Annotated in this window: 24 protein-coding genes; 16 read left to right on the plus strand and 8 right to left on the minus strand. The window is 64.4% G+C overall.

Going from position 1 to position 22,837, the window contains the following annotated elements:
* Nucleotides 1-34 precede the first annotated feature (34 nt).
* Nucleotides 35-1,153, plus strand: a complete 1,119-nt coding sequence (gene ald, locus K3163_RS01870; protein ID WP_221551502.1) for an alanine dehydrogenase — start codon at nucleotides 35-37, stop codon at nucleotides 1,151-1,153.
* Between the two features lie 60 nt (nucleotides 1,154-1,213).
* Complete coding sequence (locus K3163_RS01875; protein WP_221551513.1) at nucleotides 1,214-2,986, plus strand: sensor domain-containing diguanylate cyclase; 1,773 nt, start codon at nucleotides 1,214-1,216, stop codon at nucleotides 2,984-2,986.
* Here the strand turns inward: K3163_RS01875 and K3163_RS01880 are convergent.
* The gene (locus K3163_RS01880; RefSeq protein WP_221551515.1) at nucleotides 2,983-3,381 is read right to left on the minus strand and encodes an acyl-CoA thioesterase; all 399 of its coding nucleotides are present in this window, start codon (nucleotides 3,379-3,381) and stop codon (nucleotides 2,983-2,985) included. The two genes, K3163_RS01875 and K3163_RS01880, sit on opposite strands and share 4 nt — an antisense overlap.
* Nucleotides 3,378-5,438 (minus strand): S9 family peptidase, encoded by a 2,061-nt coding sequence (locus tag K3163_RS01885; RefSeq protein WP_345719688.1) that lies wholly within the window; start codon nucleotides 5,436-5,438, stop codon nucleotides 3,378-3,380. Before K3163_RS01885 ends, K3163_RS01880 begins: the two co-directional genes overlap by 4 nt.
* Before the next feature lie 236 nt (nucleotides 5,439-5,674).
* Between K3163_RS01885 and K3163_RS01890 the strand changes: the two genes are divergently transcribed.
* From K3163_RS01890 to K3163_RS01915, 6 genes are all read left to right on the plus strand, one after another.
* On the plus strand, nucleotides 5,675-7,480 hold the full coding sequence (locus K3163_RS01890; RefSeq protein ID WP_221551520.1) for an aminopeptidase P family protein: 1,806 nt from the start codon (nucleotides 5,675-5,677) through the stop codon (nucleotides 7,478-7,480).
* A 75-nt stretch (nucleotides 7,481-7,555) separates the two neighbouring features.
* Nucleotides 7,556-7,951: a VOC family protein gene (locus K3163_RS01895; RefSeq protein WP_221427051.1), complete on the plus strand. Its 396-nt coding sequence runs from the start codon at nucleotides 7,556-7,558 to the stop codon at nucleotides 7,949-7,951.
* Entirely contained in the window at nucleotides 7,951-8,349 is a 399-nt protein-coding gene (locus tag K3163_RS01900; protein ID WP_221427050.1) for a cupin domain-containing protein, read from the plus strand. The genes K3163_RS01895 and K3163_RS01900 overlap by 1 nt, the downstream gene beginning before the upstream one ends.
* A 178-nt stretch (nucleotides 8,350-8,527) precedes the next feature.
* Nucleotides 8,528-9,205, plus strand: coding sequence for a hypothetical protein (locus tag K3163_RS01905; protein ID WP_221551523.1), 678 nt, complete (start codon nucleotides 8,528-8,530; stop codon nucleotides 9,203-9,205).
* A 47-nt stretch (nucleotides 9,206-9,252) separates the two neighbouring features.
* On the plus strand, nucleotides 9,253-9,978 hold the full coding sequence (locus K3163_RS01910) for a response regulator (RefSeq protein ID WP_221551524.1): 726 nt from the start codon (nucleotides 9,253-9,255) through the stop codon (nucleotides 9,976-9,978).
* Nucleotides 9,975-11,402 carry a sensor histidine kinase gene (locus K3163_RS01915; RefSeq protein WP_221551526.1) on the plus strand — a complete coding sequence of 476 codons (1,428 nt, stop codon included), beginning with the start codon at nucleotides 9,975-9,977 and terminating at the stop codon, nucleotides 11,400-11,402. Before K3163_RS01910 ends, K3163_RS01915 begins: the two co-directional genes overlap by 4 nt.
* Here the strand turns inward: K3163_RS01915 and K3163_RS01920 are convergent.
* Nucleotides 11,399-12,925: a helicase HerA-like domain-containing protein gene (locus tag K3163_RS01920; RefSeq protein WP_221551528.1), complete on the minus strand. Its 1,527-nt coding sequence runs from the start codon at nucleotides 12,923-12,925 to the stop codon at nucleotides 11,399-11,401. The two genes, K3163_RS01915 and K3163_RS01920, sit on opposite strands and share 4 nt — an antisense overlap.
* A gap of 110 nt (nucleotides 12,926-13,035) precedes the next feature.
* Between K3163_RS01920 and pabB the strand changes: the two genes are divergently transcribed.
* From pabB to K3163_RS01960, 8 genes are all read left to right on the plus strand, one after another.
* On the plus strand, nucleotides 13,036-14,847 hold the full coding sequence (pabB, locus tag K3163_RS01925; protein ID WP_221551530.1) for an aminodeoxychorismate synthase component I: 1,812 nt from the start codon (nucleotides 13,036-13,038) through the stop codon (nucleotides 14,845-14,847).
* Nucleotides 14,844-15,500, plus strand: coding sequence for an RluA family pseudouridine synthase (locus K3163_RS01930; RefSeq protein ID WP_221551532.1), 657 nt, complete (start codon nucleotides 14,844-14,846; stop codon nucleotides 15,498-15,500). Before pabB ends, K3163_RS01930 begins: the two co-directional genes overlap by 4 nt.
* Complete coding sequence (gene arfB / locus K3163_RS01935; protein ID WP_221551534.1) at nucleotides 15,493-15,897, plus strand: alternative ribosome rescue aminoacyl-tRNA hydrolase ArfB; 405 nt, start codon at nucleotides 15,493-15,495, stop codon at nucleotides 15,895-15,897. Before K3163_RS01930 ends, arfB begins: the two co-directional genes overlap by 8 nt.
* A gap of 145 nt (nucleotides 15,898-16,042) precedes the next feature.
* Nucleotides 16,043-16,210: a 50S ribosomal protein L33 gene (rpmG, locus tag K3163_RS01940; RefSeq protein ID WP_221427042.1), complete on the plus strand. Its 168-nt coding sequence runs from the start codon at nucleotides 16,043-16,045 to the stop codon at nucleotides 16,208-16,210.
* Between the two features lie 88 nt (nucleotides 16,211-16,298).
* On the plus strand, nucleotides 16,299-16,961 hold the full coding sequence (locus K3163_RS01945) for a LolA family protein (RefSeq protein WP_221427041.1): 663 nt from the start codon (nucleotides 16,299-16,301) through the stop codon (nucleotides 16,959-16,961).
* 260 nt (nucleotides 16,962-17,221) lie between these two features.
* Nucleotides 17,222-18,013, plus strand: a complete 792-nt coding sequence (xth, locus tag K3163_RS01950; protein WP_221551536.1) for an exodeoxyribonuclease III — start codon at nucleotides 17,222-17,224, stop codon at nucleotides 18,011-18,013.
* Nucleotides 18,014-18,048: 35 nt separating this feature from the next.
* The gene (gene ribA, locus K3163_RS01955) at nucleotides 18,049-19,071 is read left to right on the plus strand and encodes a GTP cyclohydrolase II (protein ID WP_345719689.1); all 1,023 of its coding nucleotides are present in this window, start codon (nucleotides 18,049-18,051) and stop codon (nucleotides 19,069-19,071) included.
* Entirely contained in the window at nucleotides 19,068-19,568 is a 501-nt protein-coding gene (locus K3163_RS01960) for a GNAT family N-acetyltransferase (RefSeq protein ID WP_221551538.1), read from the plus strand. The genes ribA and K3163_RS01960 overlap by 4 nt, the downstream gene beginning before the upstream one ends.
* Here K3163_RS01960 and asd read toward each other — a convergent pair.
* Genes asd through K3163_RS01985 form a run of 5 tightly spaced genes read right to left on the minus strand, consistent with a single transcriptional unit; the run spans nucleotide 19,547 to nucleotide 22,803 of the window.
* The gene (gene asd / locus K3163_RS01965) at nucleotides 19,547-20,407 is read right to left on the minus strand and encodes an archaetidylserine decarboxylase (protein ID WP_221551549.1); all 861 of its coding nucleotides are present in this window, start codon (nucleotides 20,405-20,407) and stop codon (nucleotides 19,547-19,549) included. The genes K3163_RS01960 and asd overlap by 22 nt on opposite strands.
* A gap of 37 nt (nucleotides 20,408-20,444) precedes the next feature.
* Complete coding sequence (locus K3163_RS01970; protein ID WP_221551551.1) at nucleotides 20,445-20,705, minus strand: hypothetical protein; 261 nt, start codon at nucleotides 20,703-20,705, stop codon at nucleotides 20,445-20,447.
* A gap of 9 nt (nucleotides 20,706-20,714) precedes the next feature.
* Nucleotides 20,715-21,668 (minus strand): alpha/beta hydrolase, encoded by a 954-nt coding sequence (locus tag K3163_RS01975; protein WP_221551553.1) that lies wholly within the window; start codon nucleotides 21,666-21,668, stop codon nucleotides 20,715-20,717.
* Nucleotides 21,669-21,672: 4 nt separating this feature from the next.
* Nucleotides 21,673-21,864 carry a type II toxin-antitoxin system antitoxin gene (locus tag K3163_RS01980; RefSeq protein WP_221551564.1) on the minus strand — a complete coding sequence of 64 codons (192 nt, stop codon included), beginning with the start codon at nucleotides 21,862-21,864 and terminating at the stop codon, nucleotides 21,673-21,675.
* 27 nt (nucleotides 21,865-21,891) lie between these two features.
* Nucleotides 21,892-22,803 carry an SPFH domain-containing protein gene (locus K3163_RS01985; protein WP_247710025.1) on the minus strand — a complete coding sequence of 304 codons (912 nt, stop codon included), beginning with the start codon at nucleotides 22,801-22,803 and terminating at the stop codon, nucleotides 21,892-21,894.
* Nucleotides 22,804-22,837: the final 34 nt, after the last annotated feature.

The raw sequence follows: 22,837 nt of genomic DNA on the forward strand, positions 1-22,837 counted from the left end.
GATGTAACGGGTTCGCCAAATCAAGGAGTCCCCCATGCGCATCGGTTGCCCCAAGGAAATCAAGAATCACGAGTACCGCGTCGGCCTTACGCCGGAGAGCGCGAAAGAGCTGATCGTGCAGGGCAACGAGGTCTGGATCGAAACGCAGGCCGGTTGCGGCATCGATGCGACCGACGAGCAGTATATCGAAGCCGGCGCGAAGATCGTCGACACGCCCGACGAGATTTTCGCCGAGTGCGAAATGGTGGTGAAGGTCAAGGAACCGCAGGCGGTCGAGCGCGCCAAGCTGCGCGAGGGCCAGATCCTCTACACCTACCTGCACCTGGCCCCCGACGCGCCGCAGACCAAGGACCTTGTCGAAAGCGGCGTGACCGCGATCGCCTATGAAACGGTTACCGGTCCCGGCGGCCAGCTGCCGCTGCTGAAGCCGATGAGCCAGGTCGCAGGCCGCATGAGCGTTCAGGCCGGCGCGACTGCCCTTGAAAAGGCCCATGGCGGCCGCGGCGTGCTGCTCGGCGGCGTGCCGGGCGTGATGCCGGGCAAGGTCGTCGTCATCGGCGGTGGCGTGGTCGGTTTCAACGCGGCGCAGATGGCCGCCGGCCTCGGTGCGGACGTCACCATTCTCGACCGCGATCCCGACGTGCTCGAAAAAGTCGGCACCCATTTCGAAAGCCGTGCCAGCACGCGTTTCTCCAACGCTGCCAACCTCTATGACGCGGTGTGCGGCGCGGACCTCGTGATCGGCGCGGTGCTGATCCCGGGCGCAGCGGCACCCAAGCTCGTCACGCGCGAGATGCTCAAGGACATGCAGAAGGGCGCGGTGCTCGTCGACGTCGCGATCGACCAGGGCGGCTGCTTCGAAACCTCGAAGCCGACCACGCACGCCGATCCGACCTATGTCGTTGACGACATTGTCCATTATTGCGTTGCCAACATGCCCGGCGCAGTGGCGCGTACCAGCACCTATGCGCTCAACAACGTGACGCTGCCGCATGCCCTGCGCATTGCCCGCATGGGCTGGAAGAAGGCACTCGCCGCCGACCCGCACCTTGCCGAAGGTCTTAATGTCCACAAGGGCGAAGTGACCTACAAGGCGGTGGCCGACGAGCTCGGTTACGACTACCGGCCGGTCGCAGACGTCCTAACCGGATAAGGTTAAGGAAACCTCGGTTTTCGTAACCTGTCCTTAAGTCGGCACCCCTAAATGGCACGGATGGAGAGATTCCATCCGCCAATTTTCCAGCGCGTGCTGCGCCTGGTCCTGCTCGCCCTTTTGGCGCTGCAGATGGCTGTGCCTGCGCGGGTGGCGGCTCAGGAAGCACAATTCTCTTCAGGATCGGTCTGCCACACTTCGGCCAAGCCGGGCGAGACCTATGCGGACTTGGTTGCCGATGCGTCGCGCTGGAAGTGCGACGGTACGACATTCGACTGGGACCTGACCCGTCATGTCGTGCGCCACGATCTTACCAATCGGTCTGACAATGCACCGGCTCCACGCTTCGCCGAGTTCGAGCGCAACGAATACGAGAAGCTGACCCTGATCGCCCTCGAGGCCGACGGCTCGCAAACCTCGGCCAGCTACAGCTTCGCAGACACCCAGCTGGGCTCCTCGAGCCTCAAGTCGATTACCGAGCTGCCGAAGACCGAAACACCGCCGGTCGCCTTGGTCATGGTCCTCGAGGGGGGCTGGTGGCCCGAAATGCTGGTGAAGGCAAAGCTGGTAACACAGCCCAGCGTCGAGGCGAATGCGGGTTACATCCACCTGCTCGCAGCATTGATGTGCGGCCTGTTCCTTGCACCGATCATCTTCGATTTCGGCTTCTATCGCGCGCTACGTCGACCCTTCCCGCTGTTCCATGCGGTGTTCTGTGTCATGGCCGCGATCCAGACCGCTGCAGTCTCGGGCCTCATCGCGCTGCTGCTTCCCCTGTCGTATCAGACCGAGCTCGCGGTGACCTATTTCAGCCTCGACCTGATGATCGTGGCGACCTTCCTGTTCGCTTACAATTTCATCGAGCGCGAGTTCATGCAGAGGCGCCACAAGCGAATCCTCGGCACGATTGCGGCAGTGAGTTTCTCGAGCGCGGTGGCAACGACCTTCTTCCCCGACGTGTTCGACGTATGGATCGACCATGCCTATTTCGGCGTGCTGTGCAGCCTGCTGGTGGGCTATTTCTACGTGCTCTTCTCGGTTCGCGCCGCGGGCAGCCGGATGGCGCCTTACCTCATCCTCGGCTTCACGCCGCTCGCATTCATCATCCTGATCCAGGCCACCACGGTTTTCGTGGCAGCACCGGGAGATGTGACGGCTTTCACCTTCGACGAGACCTGGCCGCAGAACTTCGCCCTGCTGTTCGAGGTGGTTGCGACCGCGCTCGCCGTGGCCGACCGCTTCATCTCGATCCGCCGCGAGCGTGACCGTGCGGTCGACGCCGCGCGTGCGATGGAGGAACTGAGCGAGCATGACGAGCTCACCGGCCTGCTCAACCGCCGCGCACTCAAGTCGCGCTTCAAGGAACTTATCGCCGAAGGCTTCACGACGATGGCCATCGTCGACATCGACCGCTTCAAGGCCGTCAATGACATCCACGGTCATCCCGTGGGTGACGAAGTGCTCAGGCAGGCTGGCGCAGCGCTCGACTCCGGCGCGGACGAAAATCTCGTCGCCTTCCGCATCGGCGGCGAGGAATTCCTTCTCATGCTGCGCGGTGACGAGGCTTCGAAGCGGGCCGAGGCGCGCCGCAGAGCGATAAGCGCGCGCACGCTCAGCCATGTCGAGGGACTGGAGGAACCGATCACGGCGAGCATGGGCCTGCTCGATTTCACGGCCGTCTCGAAGGAAATGGAAATGCGTTTCGGCCCGCTCTACTCGCGCGCCGACCAGCTTCTTTACGAAGCGAAGAATGCAGGCCGCAACAGGACGGTCGAAGACACGATGGCATTCTTCGTTCCCGAGGCGCAAAACGCACGGAACGCGGCTGCCTAGGCTTCCCTGAATGGGGCGAGAACCTCCGGGCGAACGCGCACGAGCCGCTGGCTTTCGCGGTCGAGCATCGCCCATGTCGTGGCCGCCGAAACGATCACCTTGCCTGCGTCATTGCGGAAATCGACCCGCCTGATCGATGTCGCGCCGCGTGGCTCGCCCTCGATCCAGGTCTGACCCGTAACGCTCTCGCCTTGCGCGACATTGCCGCGGTAATCGATTTCGTGGCGGGTCACGACCCAGAAGAACTGCTCTGCGTCTTCGGGTCGTGCGGTGTCGTTCCAGTGAGCCGTCGCCATGTCCTGGATCCAGCGGACCCAGACCGTATTGTTGACATGCCCGAGCTCGTCGATGTGCTCGGGCTTCGCCGTGAACGTCTGCTCGAACCTGTGGCTCACTCTGTCATGCCCATCTGCCACAGGATGAAGGCGTACTCCTCCGCGACCTCGTAGATCGAGGCGAAGCGGCCCGACTTGCCGCCGTGGCCTGCGCCCATGTTGGTCTTGAGCAGAAGCTCCGTATCGTTGGTCTTCAGTTCGCGCAGTTTGGCGACCCACTTTGCGGGCTCCCAATAGGTTACGCGCGGATCGTTGAGACCGGCGGTGACCAGCAGCGGCGGATAGTCCTGCGCCACGACCTGGTCGTAAGGGCTGTAGGAGAGGATGTAGGCGAAGGCCTGCTTGCTCTCGATCGGGTTGCCCCATTCCGGCCATTCGCCCGGCGTAAGCGGCAGGTCCTTGTCGAGCATGGTGTTGAGCACGTCGACGAAGGGAACGTGTGCCACCACCGCGCCCCACAGCTCGGGGTTGGTGTTGAGCACGACACCCATCAGCTCGCCGCCGGCCGAACCGCCGCTGGCGCTGATCTTGCCCTTGGCAGTGTAGCCCTTGTCGATCAGGCCCTTCGCGACATCGACGAAGTCGTTGAACGTGTTGGTGCGCTCGTTGAGCTTGCCCTGCAGGTACCAATTGCGACCCAGGTCGTCGCCGCCGCGGATGTGCGCGATGGCAAAGGCGAATCCGCGATCGACGAGGCTGAGCCGCGTGGTCGAGAAATTGGGCGGATAGGCAAAGCCGTAGGCACCATAGGCATAGAGATGCAGCGGGCCGCCGGCCTTGCGGTCCTTGCGGCTGACGATCGAGACGGGGACCATCGTGCCATCGCGCGCGGCAATCTCGATTCGTTCGACCTTGTAAAGGTTCGCGTCATAGCCGCTCGGGATTTCCTGCTGCTTGAGCAGTTCCAGCTCGCCGCTGCCCACATGGTAGTCGTAAACCGAATCCGGCGTAACCATGCTCTCGTAGGTGAGGCGCAGCTTGTCCTGATCGTATTCCGGATTGTTGGAAAGGCCGGTCGAGAAGCTCGCCTCGGTGAAGGCAATCGGCTTCACGAGGTTCGGATCTGCATAGGAGCGCAGCTGGATCTGGTCGAGGCCGCGCAGCCGCCCTTCGGTCACGTAGAAGTCCTTGAACAGCTCGAAACCGTCCAGGTAGAACTCGTCCGATCCCGCAATCAAAGTGGTCCATTCACCCGGATTGTCGAGGCTCGCGGTGGCGAGGCGGAAGTTCACGTGATCGTCGTTCGTGTGCACGTAAAGCGTGCCGTCCCGCACATCGACATCGTACTCGCGGCCCGTCATGCGCGGGGCGACGAGGATCTGTTCGCCGGTCGGATCGTCGGCGCGAACGAGGCGCACTTCGCTCGTCTCGCTGTCGCCGACCGAGATGATCAGCCAGTCTTCCTGTGCCGAAAGACCCGCGCCGACGCGGAAGCCTTCGTTCTCGGTTTCGCGGTAGAGCTCGACATCCTCGCTCATCGGCGTTCCGAGAACGTGGAGGCTCGCATCCTTCACGCGCCACTGTTCGTTGGCGAGGCCGTAGACGATCGCCTTGTCGTCCATCACCCAGGTGAGGCCTGACAGCGTGCCGGGGATCTCGTCAGGTAGCAGTTCGCCCGTCTCAAGGTCCTTGATCCGCGCGGTGAAACGCTCGGACCCGTTGGTGTCGGTCGAATAGGCGAGATAGCGCCCGTTCTTCGAGACGGAGAAAGCGCCGAGACGGAAGTATTCGTGACCTTCGGCCAGCGCATTCTCGTCGAGGATCAGCTGCGCATCTCCTCCGGCAACCGGGCGGCGGTAGTACTTGCGATATTCCGCACCTTCTTCGAATTCGGACCAGTAGAGGAATTCGCCGCGGCGCTGCGGGACGGTGGAATCGTCTTCCTTGATGCGCGCCTTCATCTCTTCGTAGAGCTCGTCGACGAGGGCCTTGTGCGGCTCCATCCGCGCTTCGAACCAGGCATTCTCCGCCTTCAGGTGGTCGAGCACATCCTCGTCATCTACCGTCGGATAGCTCTGGTCCTTCATCCAGTGATAGGGATCGGAAATGGTGATCCCGTGGTGGGTATAGGAATGGTCGCGTTTCTCGGCGGTCGGCGGCGAGGTCGGTGCGGTCACGGATGTCCCTTCGTCGGATTGGGCAAATACAGGCGCTGCGAATGCCAGCGTGGCTGCAGATAGGCACGCGGCCAGTCGGTTGAAAGTCACGAGCGATCCCTTTCGTGCGGCACAAAGGTGGAAAGAGCGGCCGCGAACCCCTATTGGAAGAGGGTAATTATGCGCGGGCAAAGCTCGCCGCAAGCGCTGCTTCGCCCGAATGTCGAGCAGCTCCGACGAAAGGATTCGATACCGCCATGCTTATGCAAACCCACGAAGCCCGTCTCGACGCGCTGCGCACCGAACTGGACAAGCGCGGCCTCGACGGGTTCGTCATCCCGATCTCCGACGAACACATGAGCGAATATGTCGGCTCCTACGCCCAGCGCCTCCACTGGCTGACCGGCTTCGGCGGCAGTGCGGGCAGCGCGGCGGTGCTCAAGAACAAGGCCGCCATGTTCACCGACGGCCGCTACACCGTGCAAGTGCGCGAGCAGGTCGACGGCAAGCTCTACGACTATGAAGACGTGCCCGCGACCTCGCCGGCCAAGTGGCTCGCAGAGCATGCGCCCGAAGGCGCGAAGATCGGCTACGACGCGTGGCTTCACGGCATCGAATGGGCCGAGGAAGCCCAGAAGTTCTTCGCCAAGAAGGGCATCGAATTGGTGCCGGTGGACGGCAATCCGATCGACGCCGTCTGGGCCGATCGCCCGCAGCCCTCGCTCGCCGCGGCCGTCCCGCATGACGACAAGTTCGCCGGCCGTTCGAGCGCGGACAAGCGCGCCGAGATCGCCGACTGGCTGAAGCAGGAAGGCTATGACGCCACCGTCATCACCGCGCTCGATTCGGTCGCATGGGTGCTGAACATGCGCGGCGAAGACGTCGACAACACGCCGGTCGCGCTCTCCTATGTGCTCGCCCATGCCGACGGCACGGCCGAGCTGTTCATCGCGCCCGAGAAGGTGACGCCCGAGCTGACCAAGCACCTCGGCAATGCGGTCAGCATCCGTGATCGCGCAGATTTCCAGCCCGCGCTGGCGGACCTCAAGGGCAAGACCGTGGCTGTCGATCCCAAGCACGCCGTGGCGGGCATATTCCATGCGCTGGAGCAGGGCGGGGCAAGCGTCGTTCGCGATGCCGATCCGGCCGTGCTCCCCAAGGCGATCAAGAACCCTGCCGAGCAGCAGGGTCATCGCGACGCGCAGGCACGCGACGGCGCGGCCGTGGTGAAATACCTCCGCTGGATCGAGGAAAACGCTCCCTCGGGCGAAGTGGATGAACTCACCGCCGCAGCCAAGCTGCGCGAGTTCCGCGGTCTAAGCCCCGACATGAAGGACACCAGCTTCGACACCATCAGCGCTGCCGCCGGCCATGCCGCGCTGCCGCATTACAAGGTGGACGAGGACAGCAATATCCCGATCCCGCCCTCGAGCATCTACCTGTGCGATTCGGGCGGCCAGTATCTCGACGGCACGACCGACATCACGCGGACCGTCTGGGTGGGCCCGGGCGAGCCGACGGCGGAAATGATCGACCGCAACACGCGCGTGCTGAAGGGCCATATCGAGCTCGACCTCGCGCGCTTCCCCGACCAGACCAGCGGCGGCGCGCTTGACGCGCTGGCGCGCATGCACCTGTGGCAGGCGGGCGTGGACTATGGCCACGGTACCGGTCACGGCGTCGGCAGCTATCTCTCGGTCCACGAAGGCCCGCAGCGTATCTCGAAGCCCGGCGGCGCGTTCCCCGGCACCGAAACCCCGCTTCGTGAAGGCATGATCCTTTCTAACGAGCCGGGCTACTACAAGCCGGGCGAATACGGCATCCGGATCGAGAACCTCGTGCTTGTCGTCGATGCCAAGATCGAGGGCAGCGAGGGCAAGTACCTTACATTCGAAACGCTCACCCACGTGCCGCTCGACCGCAAGCTGGTCGACAAGGACCTGCTGACCGACCGCGAGATCGCCTGGTGGAACGCGTATCACGCGAAAACCCGTGATATCCTCGCTCCGCAGCTGGAGGGCGAGGACCTCGCGTGGCTCGAACGGGAATGCGCGCCGCTCTGAACCGGCTTGTAGGATTACGTATGTTCACGTAATGTTCCACCGGTCGCGAGTCGTTTTTTGAGAGGAGACAGGCGGATGATCGGATACGTTACACTGGGCACGAACGACCGGGAGCGGTCGGCGAAATTCTACGATGCCGTCTGCGGCGAACTGGGCGTCGGGCGGATGATGGAGTTTGACGAGTTCATCGCCTGGGGCAAGCCGGGCGGCGGCGCGGGTATCGGCCTGACCAAGCCCTTCGACGGCAACGAAGCGACAGTCGGCAATGGCGTGATGGTCGCGCTCGAGGCCAAGGACCGCGACCAGGTGAAGCGGCTCTACGATATCGCGCTTGCCAACGGCGGCACGGACGAGGGCGAGCCGGGACCGCGCGGAGAGCCGGACGAGAACGGCATGCTGTTCTACGCAGCCTATTTCCGCGATCCCGACGGCAACAAGCTCAATGCCTTCCTGATGGACAAGGTCGCCTGATGGCAAAAGTGCGCCGTCTCGCCGAGAACTGGGTCCACCTCGGGCTCGGCGCGACGGCGGTGCCGCAACCCCCGTTCGACGGGATGGAATGGTACGAGGCCTATGGCAATCGCCATGCCGCCGACGGGCGCGAGGGCCGGCTGGTCAGCCAGCACACCTTCACCGAAGGCTGGCCGACCTGGGAAATGCACCCGCTGGGTGACGAGATGGTGATCTGCACCTCGGGCGAAATGGTGCTGAGGCAGGAATTCCCCGATGGCCGGCAGGAGGAGGTGACGCTGCGCGCGGGCGAATATGCGATCAACCCGCCCGGTGTCTGGCATATCGCCGATATCGAGACCGAAGCGACCGCCGTATTCATCACGGCAGGCGAGGGAACGCAGCATCGCCCGCGCTGACTTTTCTGCAGCATGAACAGCCACTTCGTCCTGCGACAAAGCGTTACAAATCACCCTTTTCATGGCATATTGCTGCGACATTGGGTGCCTAGAAAGGGCACACGAGCTGCGGCGCCCGCATCCCCTCCCTCGTAAGTCCCCCGGCGCTGCAGCTCCCCCTATTTCCAGGAGCTTGAAAATGAAAAAGACCACCCTTTCGCTGACCGCCACCGCGCTCGTGCTTACCGGCACCGCGGCGCTCGCCCATGGCCACATGGGCAAGATGAAGGTCGATGCCGATGGCGACGGCCTCGTCACGCGCACCGAGATGACTGCGCATGCCGACCAGATGTTCTCCCGGATGGATGCGAACGGCGACGGCGTGATCAACGCCGAAGACCGCGCAGCCCACCGCCAGGAGCGTTTCGCCAAGGCCGACACCAATGGCGATGGAGAACTGTCGCAGGCCGAAATGCAGGCGATGCACGAAGCGCGCAAGGAACGCCGTGAAGCCCGCGCAGACCGTCGCGAAGCCCACATGGCCGAGCGCTTCGCGCGTCTCGACACCGACGGTTCGGGCGGTCTCTCTCAGGACGAACTGCGCACGGTTCACATCCGCCCAGGCGATCGCGAAGGTGGCGAGCGCAAGGCCCGCGGCGGCAAGCGCGGTCACCGCGGCGGCATGCACATGCTGCGCCTCGCCGACGCCAATGGCGACAAGACGATCACCCGCGCCGAATTCGATGCGGCGGTCGCTAATCAGTTTGCCAAGACCGACACCGATGGCGATGGCCAGGTGACGACTGCCGAGATGCAGGCCCGTCACAAGGCGATGCGCGAGGCCATTCGCGCCGAACGCGAAGCCCGCGGCCAGTAAGCCGCTTGCCCGGATTGCATACTGCACGGTAGGCGCGGAAGCGATCTATGACCGAAACCGCGCCTACCTCACTCATGCTTGTCGACGACGAGCGCACCTTGCGCGAACCCCTGGCGGAATATCTGTCCGGCCAGGGGTTTGCCGTGCGCGAGGCGGAAAGCGCGGCACAGGCGCGCAGCCTGCTCGAAGGCGACACGCCCGACCTCGTCCTGCTCGACATCATGATGCCGGGCGAGGACGGGCTTTCGCTCTGTCGCCACCTCGTCGAGAGCCGCCAGCTTCCCGTGATCCTGCTGACCGCCAAGGGCGAGGCGATGGACCGGATCATCGGGCTGGAAATCGGCGCCGACGATTACGTCACCAAGCCGTTCGAGCCGCGCGAGCTTGTCGCGCGTATCCGCTCGGTCCTGCGCCGGTCGGAGCGTTCGGGCCCGGCGCCATCCGAAGATCTCGCCTATTGCTTCGAAGGCTGGACGCTCGATCCCTTGAAGCGCCGCCTGACCGATCCCGAGGGCACGCTGGTGCCGATCTCGACCGCCGAGTTCCGCATGCTTCGCGCCTTCTGCGAACACCCGCGGCAGGTCCTCGACCGTGACCAGCTGCTCGACATGGTGCAGGGCCGCGAGGCGCATCTGTTCGACCGCGCGGTCGACAACCAGATCAGCCGCCTGCGCCGCAAGATCGAGACCGATACCCGTAACCCGCAATTCATCCAGACCGTGCGTGGCGGCGGCTATCGCCTCGCCGCCGACGTCACCCGCGTGCCCGCATGAAGCGCTTCCTGCCCAAAAGCCTGCTCGGACAGCTCACGCTCGCCCTCGGGCTGACGCTTTTCATCGTGCAGGGCGTGAACGGGTTTCTCGCCTACAGCATCGAGAAGGACCGCGTCGAAACCGCGCTGGTCAATACGCTCAGCCTGCGTCTCGTCGCGTCAGCGCGTTTCGCCGACGATCCGCTGGTCGTAGAAATCGATCCACGGCGCTCGGCGCGCGATGCCGAGGAACGCCGCCCGCAGCGCCGGCCCGGACCGAACCGCCGCCGCTTCGCCAACACCGATTTCCGGCAGGCGGACACCTTCGAAATCCTTCCGGTGGACGTCCGCCGCCCCGAACTCGAAGAGCGGCTGGCCGAAAACCTGCGCGACAATGGCCGCACATTCTCGGACATAAGGGTGATCGAACGACCGGTCGCGGCCGACCCGGTCTCGCAGCGCTTCCTGCTGAGGTTCGCCATGCGTCGCGGCCTGACGGAGCGCGATTTGCCCAAGACGGTGGCGCTGGCAGGTATTTCCGATGGAGAGGGCTGGGAAATCGTGCGCGCGCCGGTCCGCGATACCCATCGGCATTTCGGCCCCGCATTCCCGCTGCTGAGGGCGGCGGCGCTCACGCTGCTCCTGTCCTTCATCCTGTGGCTGGTCCTGCGCCGCCTTACCGGACCGCTTGCCCAGCTGACCCGCCAGACCGAGCGGTTCGCCGCCTCGCCCGGCCAATACGAGCCGATCGAGCCCCGCGGTCCCGAAGACGTGAAGCGGCTGATCACGGCGCATAACGCGATGGAAGCACGCATTGGTGCGATGCTCGAGGAGAAGGACGTGATGCTCGGCGCGATCGGGCACGACCTCAAGACACCGCTCGCCGCGCTTCGTGTGCGGGTCGAAAGTGTCGAGGACGAGACCGCGCGAGCCCGCATGGTCGACAGCATCGAGAACATCACTCTCACCCTCGACGAAATCCTCGCCCTCGCGCGGGTTGGCAAGTCGAACGAACTGCCCGAACGCACCGACCTTGCAGCGCTGGCCGCGTCCATCGTCGAAGAGTTCGAGGACATGGGCGAGGAGGTGACGCTCGACGCGGCCCGGGTTGTCGCCCCGGTCCATCTCACCTGGCTCAAGCGCGGCCTCAGAAACCTCGTGTCGAACGCGCTGCGATATGGTGGCGACGCCAATGTTTCGATCGCTAGGGAGGGTGACGAGGCGATCCTGCGCGTCGAGGACAATGGCCCCGGTATTCCCGAAGACCGCATCGCAGAGATGCTCGAGCCCTTCACGCGCGGAGAGGCAAGCCGCAATCGCGCAACGGGAGGCGCAGGCCTCGGACTGACCCTCGCGCGGGCGGTCGCCGAACAGCATGGCGGTACACTTACATTGTCCAACCGCCCGGAAGGCGGCCTGCGGGCGGAGTTCCGCCTCCCGCTCTAGCGCATCAGGCCGCCAACGATATTGCGCACGAAGGCATTGAGCCCGGTGCGGACCGGGTCGGCGCGCGATTTCTTGCCCAGCACCGTCGCAACTGCAATCGAGCTGAGCGATCCTGCGGCAGCTGTCGCTGCGGCCTTGCCCGCCTTGGTCCACATGGAAGGCGTCTTGCGCTCGCGCTTGCGGACTTCTTCCTCGCCCTTTTCCTCGACCTCCTTGGCGGTCGCGGCGGCATCGGCGGCCTTCGCGGCGAGCACTTCCTCTGCGCTCTCGCGATCGACGGCCTCGTCATACTTGCCGTCGAGATCGGAGACCGAATTGATGATCTTGCGCTCCTTCTCGGTGACCGGGCCGAGCCGCGAATGCGGGGGCTTGATCAGCGTGCGCTGGACCACCGAAGGCGCGCCGTCCTCGTCGAGCGTGGAGACAAGCGCCTCGCCGACCCTGAGTTCGGTAATCGCTTCCTCGACATCGAGATCGGGGTTGATGCGGAAGGTCTCGGCAGCCGCCTTGATCGCGCGCTGGTCGCGCGGGGTGAAGGCGCGCAGTGCGTGCTGCACGCGGTTGCCCAGCTGGCCCGCGATCTTCTCGGGAATGTCGATCGGGTTCTGCGTCACGAAATAGACGCCCACGCCCTTCGAACGGATCAGGCGAACGACCTGCTCGACCTTGTCCTCCAGCGCCTCGGGTGCATCGTCGAAGAGGAGATGCGCCTCGTCGAAGAAGAACACGAGCTTCGGCTTGTCGGGATCGCCGACCTCGGGAAGCGTTTCGAACAGTTCGGCGAGCAGCCAGAGCAGGAAGGTCGCATAGAGCTTCGGGCTGCGCATCAGCTTGTCGGCGGCGAGCACGTTGATGATGCCTCGGCCCTGTTCGTCGACGCTAAGGAAATCGTCGATCTCCAGCGCCGGCTCGCCGAAGAACTGGTCGGCACCCTGGCTCTCGAAGCTCAACAGCTGGCGCTGGATCGCGCCGACGCTGGCCTTGGAGACATTGCCGTAGACACCCGAGAGGTCCTTCGAATTCTCATAGGCGAAGGTCAGCATCGCCTGAAGGTCGCCGAGGTCGAGCAGCAGCAGGTTGTTCTCGTCGGCGTAGCGGAAGATGATGTTGAGCACGCCTTCCTGCGTCTCGTTCAAATCGAGCAGGCGGGCGAGCAGCAGCGGCCCCATCTCCGAGATCGTCGTGCGGATCGGGAAGCCCTTTTCGCCGTAGAGATCCCAGAACACCGCGGCGTTATCGGCGTAGGCATAGTCGTCCATGCCCAGTTCCTTCGCACGGCCTTCCAGCTTGTCGGCATGCTTGAACTGCGGCGATCCGGCCATCGAGATGCCCGCAAGGTCACCCTTCACGTCGGCGACGAAGACCGGCACGCCATTGGCCGAAAAGCTCTCGGCAAGGCCCTGCAGCGTCACGGTCTTGCCGGTGCCGGTGGCGCCCGCGATCAACCCATGGCGATTGGCCTGTTCGAGGCGGAGGTGCTGGTTCTCGCCATTGCCGCCCAGTCCGAGAAAAATCGTGCTCATTACCGCCCGTCCCTATGATCAAATCGTTGTCCGGCATGTGACGCAGCAGGCGGTGGAAGGTCAAGCAATCGCTCGACTTGCGCCGCCAAGACGCTAAAGGCTTGATGTCTATGGCGGGCCGGACCCCATTCGTATTGCTCGACGATGCGCGCGAAAGCGGCGCTGCAGATGGCCTGCTCTATCGCGATCCGAAGCAGGTATTCGTCGCCCGCCGTGCGGACGAGGTCGAAGCCGTGCTCGAAGCGGCAGAGGCTGCGCGACAGCAAGGCGGGGAGCTCGCCGGCTACATTGCCTACGAGGCAGGCCTCGCGCTCGAGCCGAAGCTGGCTGGGCTTGCCGATGCTCGCAGTGGTTCGGCTGGGCCCTTGGTCTGGCTCGGCCTGTTCGATGCGCCCGAACGGATTGCCGCAGATGAGATGCCCGCCTGGCTCAAAGCCAATGCGCAAGGGCCCGGCGGCGTCGGACCGCTCGAACCGCAACTCTCGCCCGGCGGCTATGAAGCGGCCTTCGAACAGCTGCAGGAAGCGATCCGTGCGGGCGACATCTACCAGGCAAACCTGACCTTCCAGCTCGCCGGCAATTTCACCGGCGATCCGCTCGGTCTCTATGCCGCGCTCAGGCCTGCAGCGCAGGCGGGTTATGGCGGGGTGATCTTTGACGGGTCGCACTGGCTGCTGAGCCTCTCGCCCGAGCTGTTCGTCTCGCTCAAGGGAAGCGAGGCCAAGGCCAAGCCGATGAAGGGCACGCGCCCGCGCAGCGACGACCCGGCGCAGGACAAGGCGCATGCCGATGAGCTTGCCGGCTCGGTCAAGGACAAGGCCGAGAACCTGATGATCGTCGACCTCATGCGCAACGACCTCTCCCGCGTGGCGGTGGCAGGCAGCGTGCGCGTCGACGAGCCTTTCGCGATCGAAAGCTATCCCACGGTCCACCAGATGGTGAGCGTGGTTCGCGCACAGCTGGAGGACGGAAGGGGCGCGACCGATCTCGTGCACGCGCTCTTCCCCTGCGGTTCGATCACCGGCGCGCCCAAGATCCGCGCCATGGAGCTGATCAATGCGGTCGAGCGCGATCCGCGCGGGCCCTATTGCGGCGCGATCGGGCGCATCGGGGCAGACGGCGATGCCGCGTTCAACGTCGCGATCCGCACGCTGCGCCTGACCGAGATCGAGAATGCCAAGGGCAAGGCCGTGCTCGGCGTGGGCGGTGCGATCGTCGCCGACAGCGAGCCGCGCACCGAGTGGCGCGAGGCGCTGATCAAGGGCGCGTTTGCCCGCGCATCCTCGCCCGAACACCAGGCCGCGCAGTTCGACCTCATCGAAACGATGCGCTTCGACGTGGAGGGAGGTTTCTCCTTCCTCGAGGAACACCTGCTGCGAATGAAGACAAGCGCAGCGGAGCTCGGCTTCACCTTCGACCGGCATGAGGCGCGCAACCAGCTTCATGCGCTGTGCTTCGTGCTCGAAAAGTCGAGCAAGGTGCGTCTCCTCTCATCACGCAGCGGCGCTGTCGCGATCGAGGTACAGGACATGCCGCCTGCGTGGGACGAGCCCGCCGAGTGCATCGTCCTGCCGCTACCCGTCGACCCGGGCGATTGGCGCCTGCGGCACAAGACCACCGATCGCAGTTTCTACGAGGACGCACAGGCGGTTGCGCGTGAGCGGGGCGCCCAGGAGGCGCTCTTCGTGCGCGAGGACGGCTTGCTGACTGAAGGTGCGATCACGAATATTTTTGTTGAGCGCGGCGGCGAATTGCTTACTCCGTCCGCCAGCCTCGGCCTGCTGCCCGGCGTCCACCGGCAATCGCTGCTGGACGAAGGCAAGGCGCGCGAGGCCGAACTCACCATTGCCGATCTCGAGGACGGTTTCTTCCTCGCCAACGCGCTGCGCGGAATGATGCGCGCGCAACTGAAGACTGCATGACCGATATTCCGATCATTTTCGAAGACGGCGAAGCGCTCGTCATCGACAAGCCTGCCGGCCTTCCCGTCGACCGTCCGCGCCGCGGCGGCCCGTGCCTCGAAGACCATTTCGAACAGCTGAAGCTCGGCTTCCAGCGCCCGCCGACGCCTGTCCACCGGCTCGATACAGACACCAGCGGCTGCCTTTTGCTGGCGCGCAATCCGAAGGCGCTGAAGCGTTTCGGCAAGGCTTTCGAGGAGCGGCTGGTCGAGAAGCGCTATCTCGGCATCCTCGCGGGTATCCCCGACGAGGACCAGGGTACGATCGAGCTGTCGCTGTCCAAGATCAGCAGCGCGGACAAGGGCTGGCGCATGATCGCCGCCAAGAAGGGCAAACCTTCGGTGACCCACTGGCGCAAGCTGATGGAGCATGACGGCAAGGCGCTGCTCGAGTTCCGGCCCGAGACTGGACGGACCCACCAGATCCGCATCCATTGCCAAGCGGGTCTCGGCCTGCCGCTGCTCGGTGATCCGGTTTACGGCACCGGAAAGGGGGCGCCGCGCACCATGCTCCATGCCGCGGGCATCGTCGTCCCGCGCGAAAACAAGCCAGCCATCGAGGCCGCCGCGCCGTTGCCGCGCGACTTTGCGGGCCTCGGCTTTGCGGATGGGTAAGATTGCCGACCGCGCGTTGGAGATAGCCGAGGAGAAGTTCATCGCCTCTTCCGGCCCGGGCGGTCAGAACGTCAACAAGGTCGCCACCGCCGTCCAGCTGCGCGTCGACGTATTCCAGATCGGCATGCCTCCCGATGCTTTCGAGAGGCTCAAGGAGGTCGCTGGCAGCAAGCTCACCAAGGGCGGTGAGATCGTGCTTACTGCCAACGAATACCGCACCCAGGAGCAGAATCGCGAAGCGGCACGCGAACGGCTGGTCGCATTGCTGAACGAGGCGCTGACCCCGCCCAAGAAGCGCAAGAAAAGCCGGGTGAACCGCGTCGGCAAGGTGAAGCGCCTCAAGGCCAAGAAGGCGCGCGGCGAGGTGAAGGCCAATCGCGGCAAGGTCGATTGGTAGCGCGCAGCACCTTCCGCGCTTGACTTTTCCCCGTGAATCACCCAATGGGCGCGCCGGAACGGCGGTGCTACGCGCGCCGCCCTTATTTTTTCGGCTTGAAACCCCACATGGGGTCGGCCTCATTAGAGATCTTTAGGAACACGCCATGGCGAAGCCCGCAACCGTCAAGATCAAGCTCGTCTCGACCGCCGACACGGGCTTCTACTACGTGACGAAGAAGAATCCGCGTAACCACACCGAGAAGTTCGTCTTCAAGAAGTACGATCCGATCGTCCGCAAGCACGTGGAATTCAAGGAAGCCAAGATCAAGTGATCTGGCCGGCCCGTGCGGCCGACAAGCTGAACCGCGGGAACGCGATTAGTTCAGTGACAGTTCAATGCTCCGAGCCTAAATCAGGAGCATGAACACCTTGACCATCTTCAAGAATCGACCCGTCATCTCGGCCGTGGCATTCGCCATGGCCGTTGGCGTACCTGCGTCCTTCTATGCGACGCCTGCCCCGGTGGTCGCCCAGACGGGCGATCTAGACCGCGCGGTCGAGGCGCTGCGCGGCATTTCGACCATGAAGGCCGATTTCGTCCAGACCGACCGCAACGGCCAGGCCGTGTCGGGCGTGATGACATTGAAGCGTCCGGGCAAGATCCGCTTCGAATACGAAAAGGGCGTCGACCTGCTCGTCGTTTCGAACGGCAAGTCGATGTACATGGTCGATTACGCCGTCAGCCAGGTCCAGCGCTGGCCGATCAAGAATTCGCCGCTCGGCGCATTGCTCGATCCGAGCCGCGACGTGAAGAAATACGGCCGTCTCGTGCCCACCAGCCATTCGGACGTCGTCAGCATCGAGGTGCGCGACAAGAGCCGTCCCGAGTTCGGCGTCATCACGCTGATCTTCGCGCGCGACGCTTCGGCGCCGGGCGGCCTGCGACTGACGCACTGGGTGGCGCTCGATTCGCAGAACCACCGCACCACGGTCCGGCTGCGCAACCACCGCTACGGTATGGCAGTCGCTGACAGCACGTTCAGCTTCCGTGACCCGCGCCGCTCGTCCCGTCGCCCGGGATAAACGCTTCGGCGACGAAACGTTCGGATATTGCGGCCTCTTGCGACCGAATGTTCATTGAGTAGCAAGTCAGGCAAGCGTAAAACGAAAATCACGAAGCGGCGGAAGGCATTTTCCCCCCTGTTGAATGCCTGACCCAACAACCTCTTCGTATCCAAGCGTGACGAACGCTCACAAGGAACCCTCGAGCCAATGCCCCCGGCTCGAGGGTTTTTTGTTTGGGGGGTGTGGACCGGCTGGCGAGAGCGCCCTATCTCCGCGCCATGGTTTCTGTAGCTACCTGGAACATCAATTCCGTCCGCCTTCGCATGCCCATCGTCGAGCGTTTCCTGAAGGAGACCTCGCCCGACGTGCTGTGCCTGCAGGAAATCAAGTGCCAGGAGCATCAGTTCCCCTACGAGGCGTTCAAGGAACTGGGCTACGAGCACGTCGCCGTGCATGGCCAAAAGGGCTATCACGGGGTCGCCACCGTGAGCCGCGTGCCTTTGCGCGAATTCTCGCGCCACGACTGGCAGGACAATGGTGAGGCGCGCCACGTCGGTGTCGAACTGCCCGAACATGACGGCATGATCATCGAGAACGTCTATGTTCCCGCAGGCGGCGACGAGCCCGATCGCGAGAAGAACGTGAAGTTCGGCCAGAAGCTCGACTTCCTCGAGCGCATGACCAAGTGGGCGGACAAGGTCGATCGACCCACGCTGATCGTCGGCGATTTCAACATCGCCCCGCTCGAAAGCGACGTCTGGAACCACAAGCAGCTTTTGAAGGTCGTCAGCCACACGCCGATCGAGGTCGAGAGCCTGCAGCGCTTCATGGATGCCCATGGCTGGTCCGACATCGGGCGCGAGCACATCAAGGCGCCCGAGCGCTATTACAGCTGGTGGAGCTACCGCGCGAAGGACTGGAAGGCGAATGATCGCGGGCGCCGCCTCGATCACATGTGGGCGAGCCCCGAGCTGGCGAAGCAAGCGAGCGCGCACTCGGTCCACGAATATGCGCGCGACTGGGACAAGCCTTCCGACCACGTGCCGCTGGTTACGGAGTTCGATCTCTGAGCGAGCCGTCACCCTCACGGCGCGCGGCGCTGGCGGTGGACGCGCTGCGTCACGGCTGGCCGATTGCGATCGAGGGTGCACCGCTTTTGCAGCCGGTCGAGACGGCTTTCTCCGAAGTGTCGGGCGAGGCCATGCTGGTCTCCGCCACGCGCGCCGCAACGCTCAAGCTTGCCAACCAGCGCGAAGCTGCTGCGCCCCGTCAGCCCGTCCTGATGCGGAGTGCAGAGACCTTCGACCTTCCGGCCGCACTGGCCGTAGCCGATCCTGCCCTCGATCTGCACAGCCCGCTGAAGGGTCCGTTCAAGGCACTAGCCCTCGAGTGGGAGGAACAGGCGAAGGCTGCGCTCGAACTGGCTCGTATCGCCGGCATCCTGCCTGCCTTCCTGGTCGATCCCGAAGGTGCATCGGAAGCGGCGCATCTCTCGGTGAGCGATCTCGATGCCTTCACCGACCCGCAGCGCCTGCGCATCGCGACGCGGGCGAAGCTACCGGTGGCCGCGGCCGAAGACGCCAAGATCGTCGCCTTCCGCAGCCCCGACGACACGCGCGAACATGTCGCGCTGGTAATCGGCAAGGAGCGCAGCGACCACGCGCCGATCGTCCGCCTGCATTCCGAATGCCTGACGGGCGACATCCTCGGCAGCCTCAAATGCGATTGCGGCCCGCAGCTCGATGCTGCGCTTCACGCGATGGCGGAGGAAAGCGAGAAGGGCGGCTGGGGCGTGCTGCTCTACATGCGGCAGGAGGGGCGCGGCATCGGCCTCGTCAACAAGCTGCGCGCATACCGTTTGCAGGACCAGGGCTTCGATACGGTCGATGCGAACACGCGGCTCGGCCTGCCCGACGAGGCGCGCGACTTCCCGACCGCGGCACGCATGCTGGAGCTGCTTGGCGTCAGGGAGATCAGGCTGATGACGAACAATCCCGCCAAGGTCGAAGCACTCGAGGCGCAAGGCGTGAGCGTTGCCGAACGCGTGCCGCACTCGCTGCCCGACAATCCGCACAATGCCCGTTACCTCGCCACCAAGCGCGACCGGGCGGGGCACTTGCTGCCATGAGCGCGCTGACCATCCGGCCGGAAACCGATGCCGATCACGCACAGATCGCGGTGGTCACCAACGCGGCTTTTGCCGAGGTCGAGCACAGCGACGGTAGCGAGGTGCAGATCGTCGACAAGCTGCGGCGGGATGGCGATCTGGCGCTATCTCTAGTGGCCGAAGACGGCGAGCGTATCGTCGGCCATGTTGCCGTCTCGCCGGTGACGATCTCCGACGGTAGCGAGGACTGGTACGGGCTCGGTCCGATCAGCGTGCTGCCCGTGCACCAGCGCGAAGGCGTGGGCCTCAGGCTCATGCAGCGCGCGATCGCCGATATGCGCGCAGCGGGCGCGCGCGGGATCGTGTTGCTCGGCGAGCCGGCCTATTACTCGCGTTTCGGGTTCGAGCATGACCCGCAGCTAGTCTATCCGGGGCCGCCCGCGGAGTATTTCCTGCGACTGGTTCTCGAAGGCGAAGCGCCGAGCGGAACGGTGAGTTACGCGTCCGCTTTCGGCTGAAGCCGCTTGCCGATCGCCTGTCCCATGCGGACGGCATCGCCGGCCTTGAGGGTCGCGTCCCATTCGACCTTGCCCGGTTCGAACAGCAGCACCACGGTCGATCCGAGGATGAAGCGGCCCATTTCGTCGCCCGCTTCGAAGCTGTGTTCGCTGCCCTGGAAATCCTGTCGCACCAGCCTGGGGTTGTGCGTTTCGACGAGCCCGCTCCAGACGGTCTCGATACCGGCCACGATCATCGCGCCGACCATCACGCTGGCGAAGTTGCCGTCGGGCCCGCAGAACATGCAGGCGAGCCGCTCGTTGCGCGCGAACAATCCGTCGACATTCTCCGCCGTGACCTGGTTCACCGAGAAGAGCTCCCCCGGCACATAGGTTGCGGAGGTCAGCGTGCCTTCCGCGGGCATGTGCACGCGGTGATAGTCGCGAGGGGACAGGTAGATCGTCGCAAAGCTGCCGCCCTCGAAACGCTGCGCCGCTTCCTCGTCGCCGCCGAGGAGCTGGGTGGCGGTGAAGTGCCGTCCCTTGGCCTGGAAGATGCGGCCTTCCTCGATCCTGCCGATCTGGCTGACGGCACCGTCGGCAGGGCTGAGGATATGCGTGGAGGCATCGGCGAGCGGTCGCATGCCGGGCTTCAGCTCGCGCGTGAAGAAGTCGTTGAAGCTCTTGAATTCATCGACCCCGCGCGCGGCCTCGCTCATGTCGACGTCATAGGCCTCGATGAACCGCCGGATGAGCAGGTTCTTGAGCCAGGGCGTTTCGGAAGAGGCGATCTTTCCCGCCCCGCGCGAGACGGCATGGTGCGGGAGGGCGTGCTGGAGCCAGATGAAGGGTGAGGCCATGACGGGCCTGTTGGACCAGCAGACGCGCTTGCGCAAGCTAGTCGGGCTTGCGGGGCCTCCACTTCCAGCCGCCGCGCGTTTTCGCCTTGGCGATCAACAGGAAAGCGGCAGTCGACACGAGGAAGAGGACGATGCCGGTGGGCACGTAGACCTCGTCGCCGGTCTCCCAGAGCAGGCCTGCCACAGCCGCTGCCGCAATGTAGAGCAACATCACCGCCCAGCCCTGCCACGCTATCGGAAGGCCGCTTCCATAGCCGACCTTCTTGGCGGCGAACCATGCATCGTCCTTATCGCTCATCGTCCGGTCCTATTCCTTGTTCGTCACGAAGTCCGCGATCGCATCGACCAGTTCGGGCGTAACCGGTTTCGAGGGATCGGCATAGGTCGCAAGGTTCGCGGCGCGACCTTCTCCGGTGACTGTCTTGAGCACGTGATTCATGTCGGCAATCTCGACATAGACCGCCTCCGGCTGCGCCTCGGCCAGCGCCAATCCGTCGGCAGGCGGCGTCTGGATGTCCTTGCCGCCAGAGACGACCAGCATGGGGACCTCGACCGAGCTGGCGAGCTCTGCCGGATCGCGCGCCATCATGTCCTTGAGGAAACCCTGCACCTGCGGCGCGAAGAGACCCATGAGCGCGGGATGCATGCCGGTGACATCCACCGTGCCACCCGCCTCCAGCGTGTCGATTGCCTCCAGCGCCTGGTCGAGGATCGGCGCATTGGCCGGGTTCGCCTGCAGCTGCTCGCGCAGGATGGTGCCGGTCTTGCGGCCCATCGAGGCGACGAGAAGCACGCCGCAGAGGCCCTCGGGTCGCTGCGCTGCCTCGAGTGCGACCAGCCCGCCTTCGCTGTGCCCGAGAACCCAGACGCATTCTGCGCCGGTCGCGGTCATCGCAGAGGCGATCCATGCGTGCACGTCATCGGCATAGGCGGCAATGGTGACGTCGTTCGCGTCGGGGATCGCGCCGGCGCTGCCGAACATGCCGCGCTTGTCGATCCGCACGCTGCCGATGCCGCGCTCGCCAAGCGCCTCGGCAAGGAGGCGATAGCTGGCCGCGGTGACACCCATCGGGTTGTTGCCGTCGCGGTCGGTCGGGCCCGAGCCCGGGACGATCAGGACGACCGGCTGGCCGTCCTGCGGCGCGATCAGCGTGCCGGCGAGATCGCCTTCGGGGCCGGCGGCTGTGATCGTTTCCTGTCCAAGCGCGGGGCTCCCCGCGGCAAGGCCGGCTGCAGCGAACATGGCGAGCGTCTTTTTCATGGCATCACTCCTTGGGCGGCCTTCCGCGCTTGGGCGCGGGGCTCTGCTTCACTTCGATCCCGCGCCCCTTCAGAGCTTCGCGCAGGAGCATCTCGATCTGCGCATTGGCGCTCCTGAGCTCGTCTGCGGCGAGGCGTTCGACCGCGGCGTGAACCGCCGGGTCGAGACGCAGTGCAAAGGCTTTCTTTTGCGGCATGGGGAATTCCCGGTCTGCCCCCCGGGGTTAGTAGATCGATCCGGCGTTGATGACCGGATGCGCTTCCTTCTCGCCGCACAGCACGACCATCAGGTTGGAGACCATGGTCGCCCGGCGTTCGTCGTCCATGTCGACGATGCCGTCCTGCGACAGCTTGGTGAGCGCATCTTCGACCATGCCGACCGCGCCCAGCACGATCTTGGCGCGTGCGGCGATGATGGCATCGGCCTGCTGGCGCTTGAGCATGGCGCTGGCGATTTCGCTGGCATAGGCGAGGTGGGTGAGGCCCGCTTCGTCGACCACGATGCCGGCGACCTTGAGGCGGTCGTTCAGCTCTTCGAGAAGCTCGGCATTGATGACCTCGCCGCCGCTGCGCAGCGTAACTTCCTCGCCTTCGAAATCGTCATAGGGATGGCGCGAACCGACCGTGCGGAGACCCGCCTCGATCTGGATGTTCACGAACTCCTTGTAATCGTCGACATCGAAGCTTGCCTGCGCGGTATCGCGCACGCGCCATACGACGTTGCAGGCGATCTCGATCGGGTTGCCGCGCAGGTCGTTAATCTTGACCCGTTCCGAATGCATGTTGTGGGCGCGGGCAGAGATCTTCTTCTTGCCCATCCACGGCCACACCCAGCGCAGGCCCTCGGTACGCTCCGAGCCGCGATATTCGCCGAAGAGGGTGATCACGGCAGCCTGGTTGGGCTGGATCATGAAGAAGCCCGATGCGACGATAAGTACCGCGATCAGCGACAGCACGAGCGTGCCGACGAACATGATCTTGTCCAGCTTGGTGGCACCGTAGTCCGGCGCCATTCCCGGCACCACCAGTGCCAGAACCGCGATCAGCGCGACGAGCACGAGCAGCATGATGTAGCCATTATAGCTGGTCGCCGCAGTCTCGCGGCTGGTCTTCATTCCTGACAATTCGACTGACATGACGAATCACTCCTCCGATATAATTATGATATCA

The organism is Qipengyuania xiapuensis (assembly GCF_019711395.1).
GTDB lineage: Bacteria > Pseudomonadota > Alphaproteobacteria > Sphingomonadales > Sphingomonadaceae > Qipengyuania > Qipengyuania xiapuensis.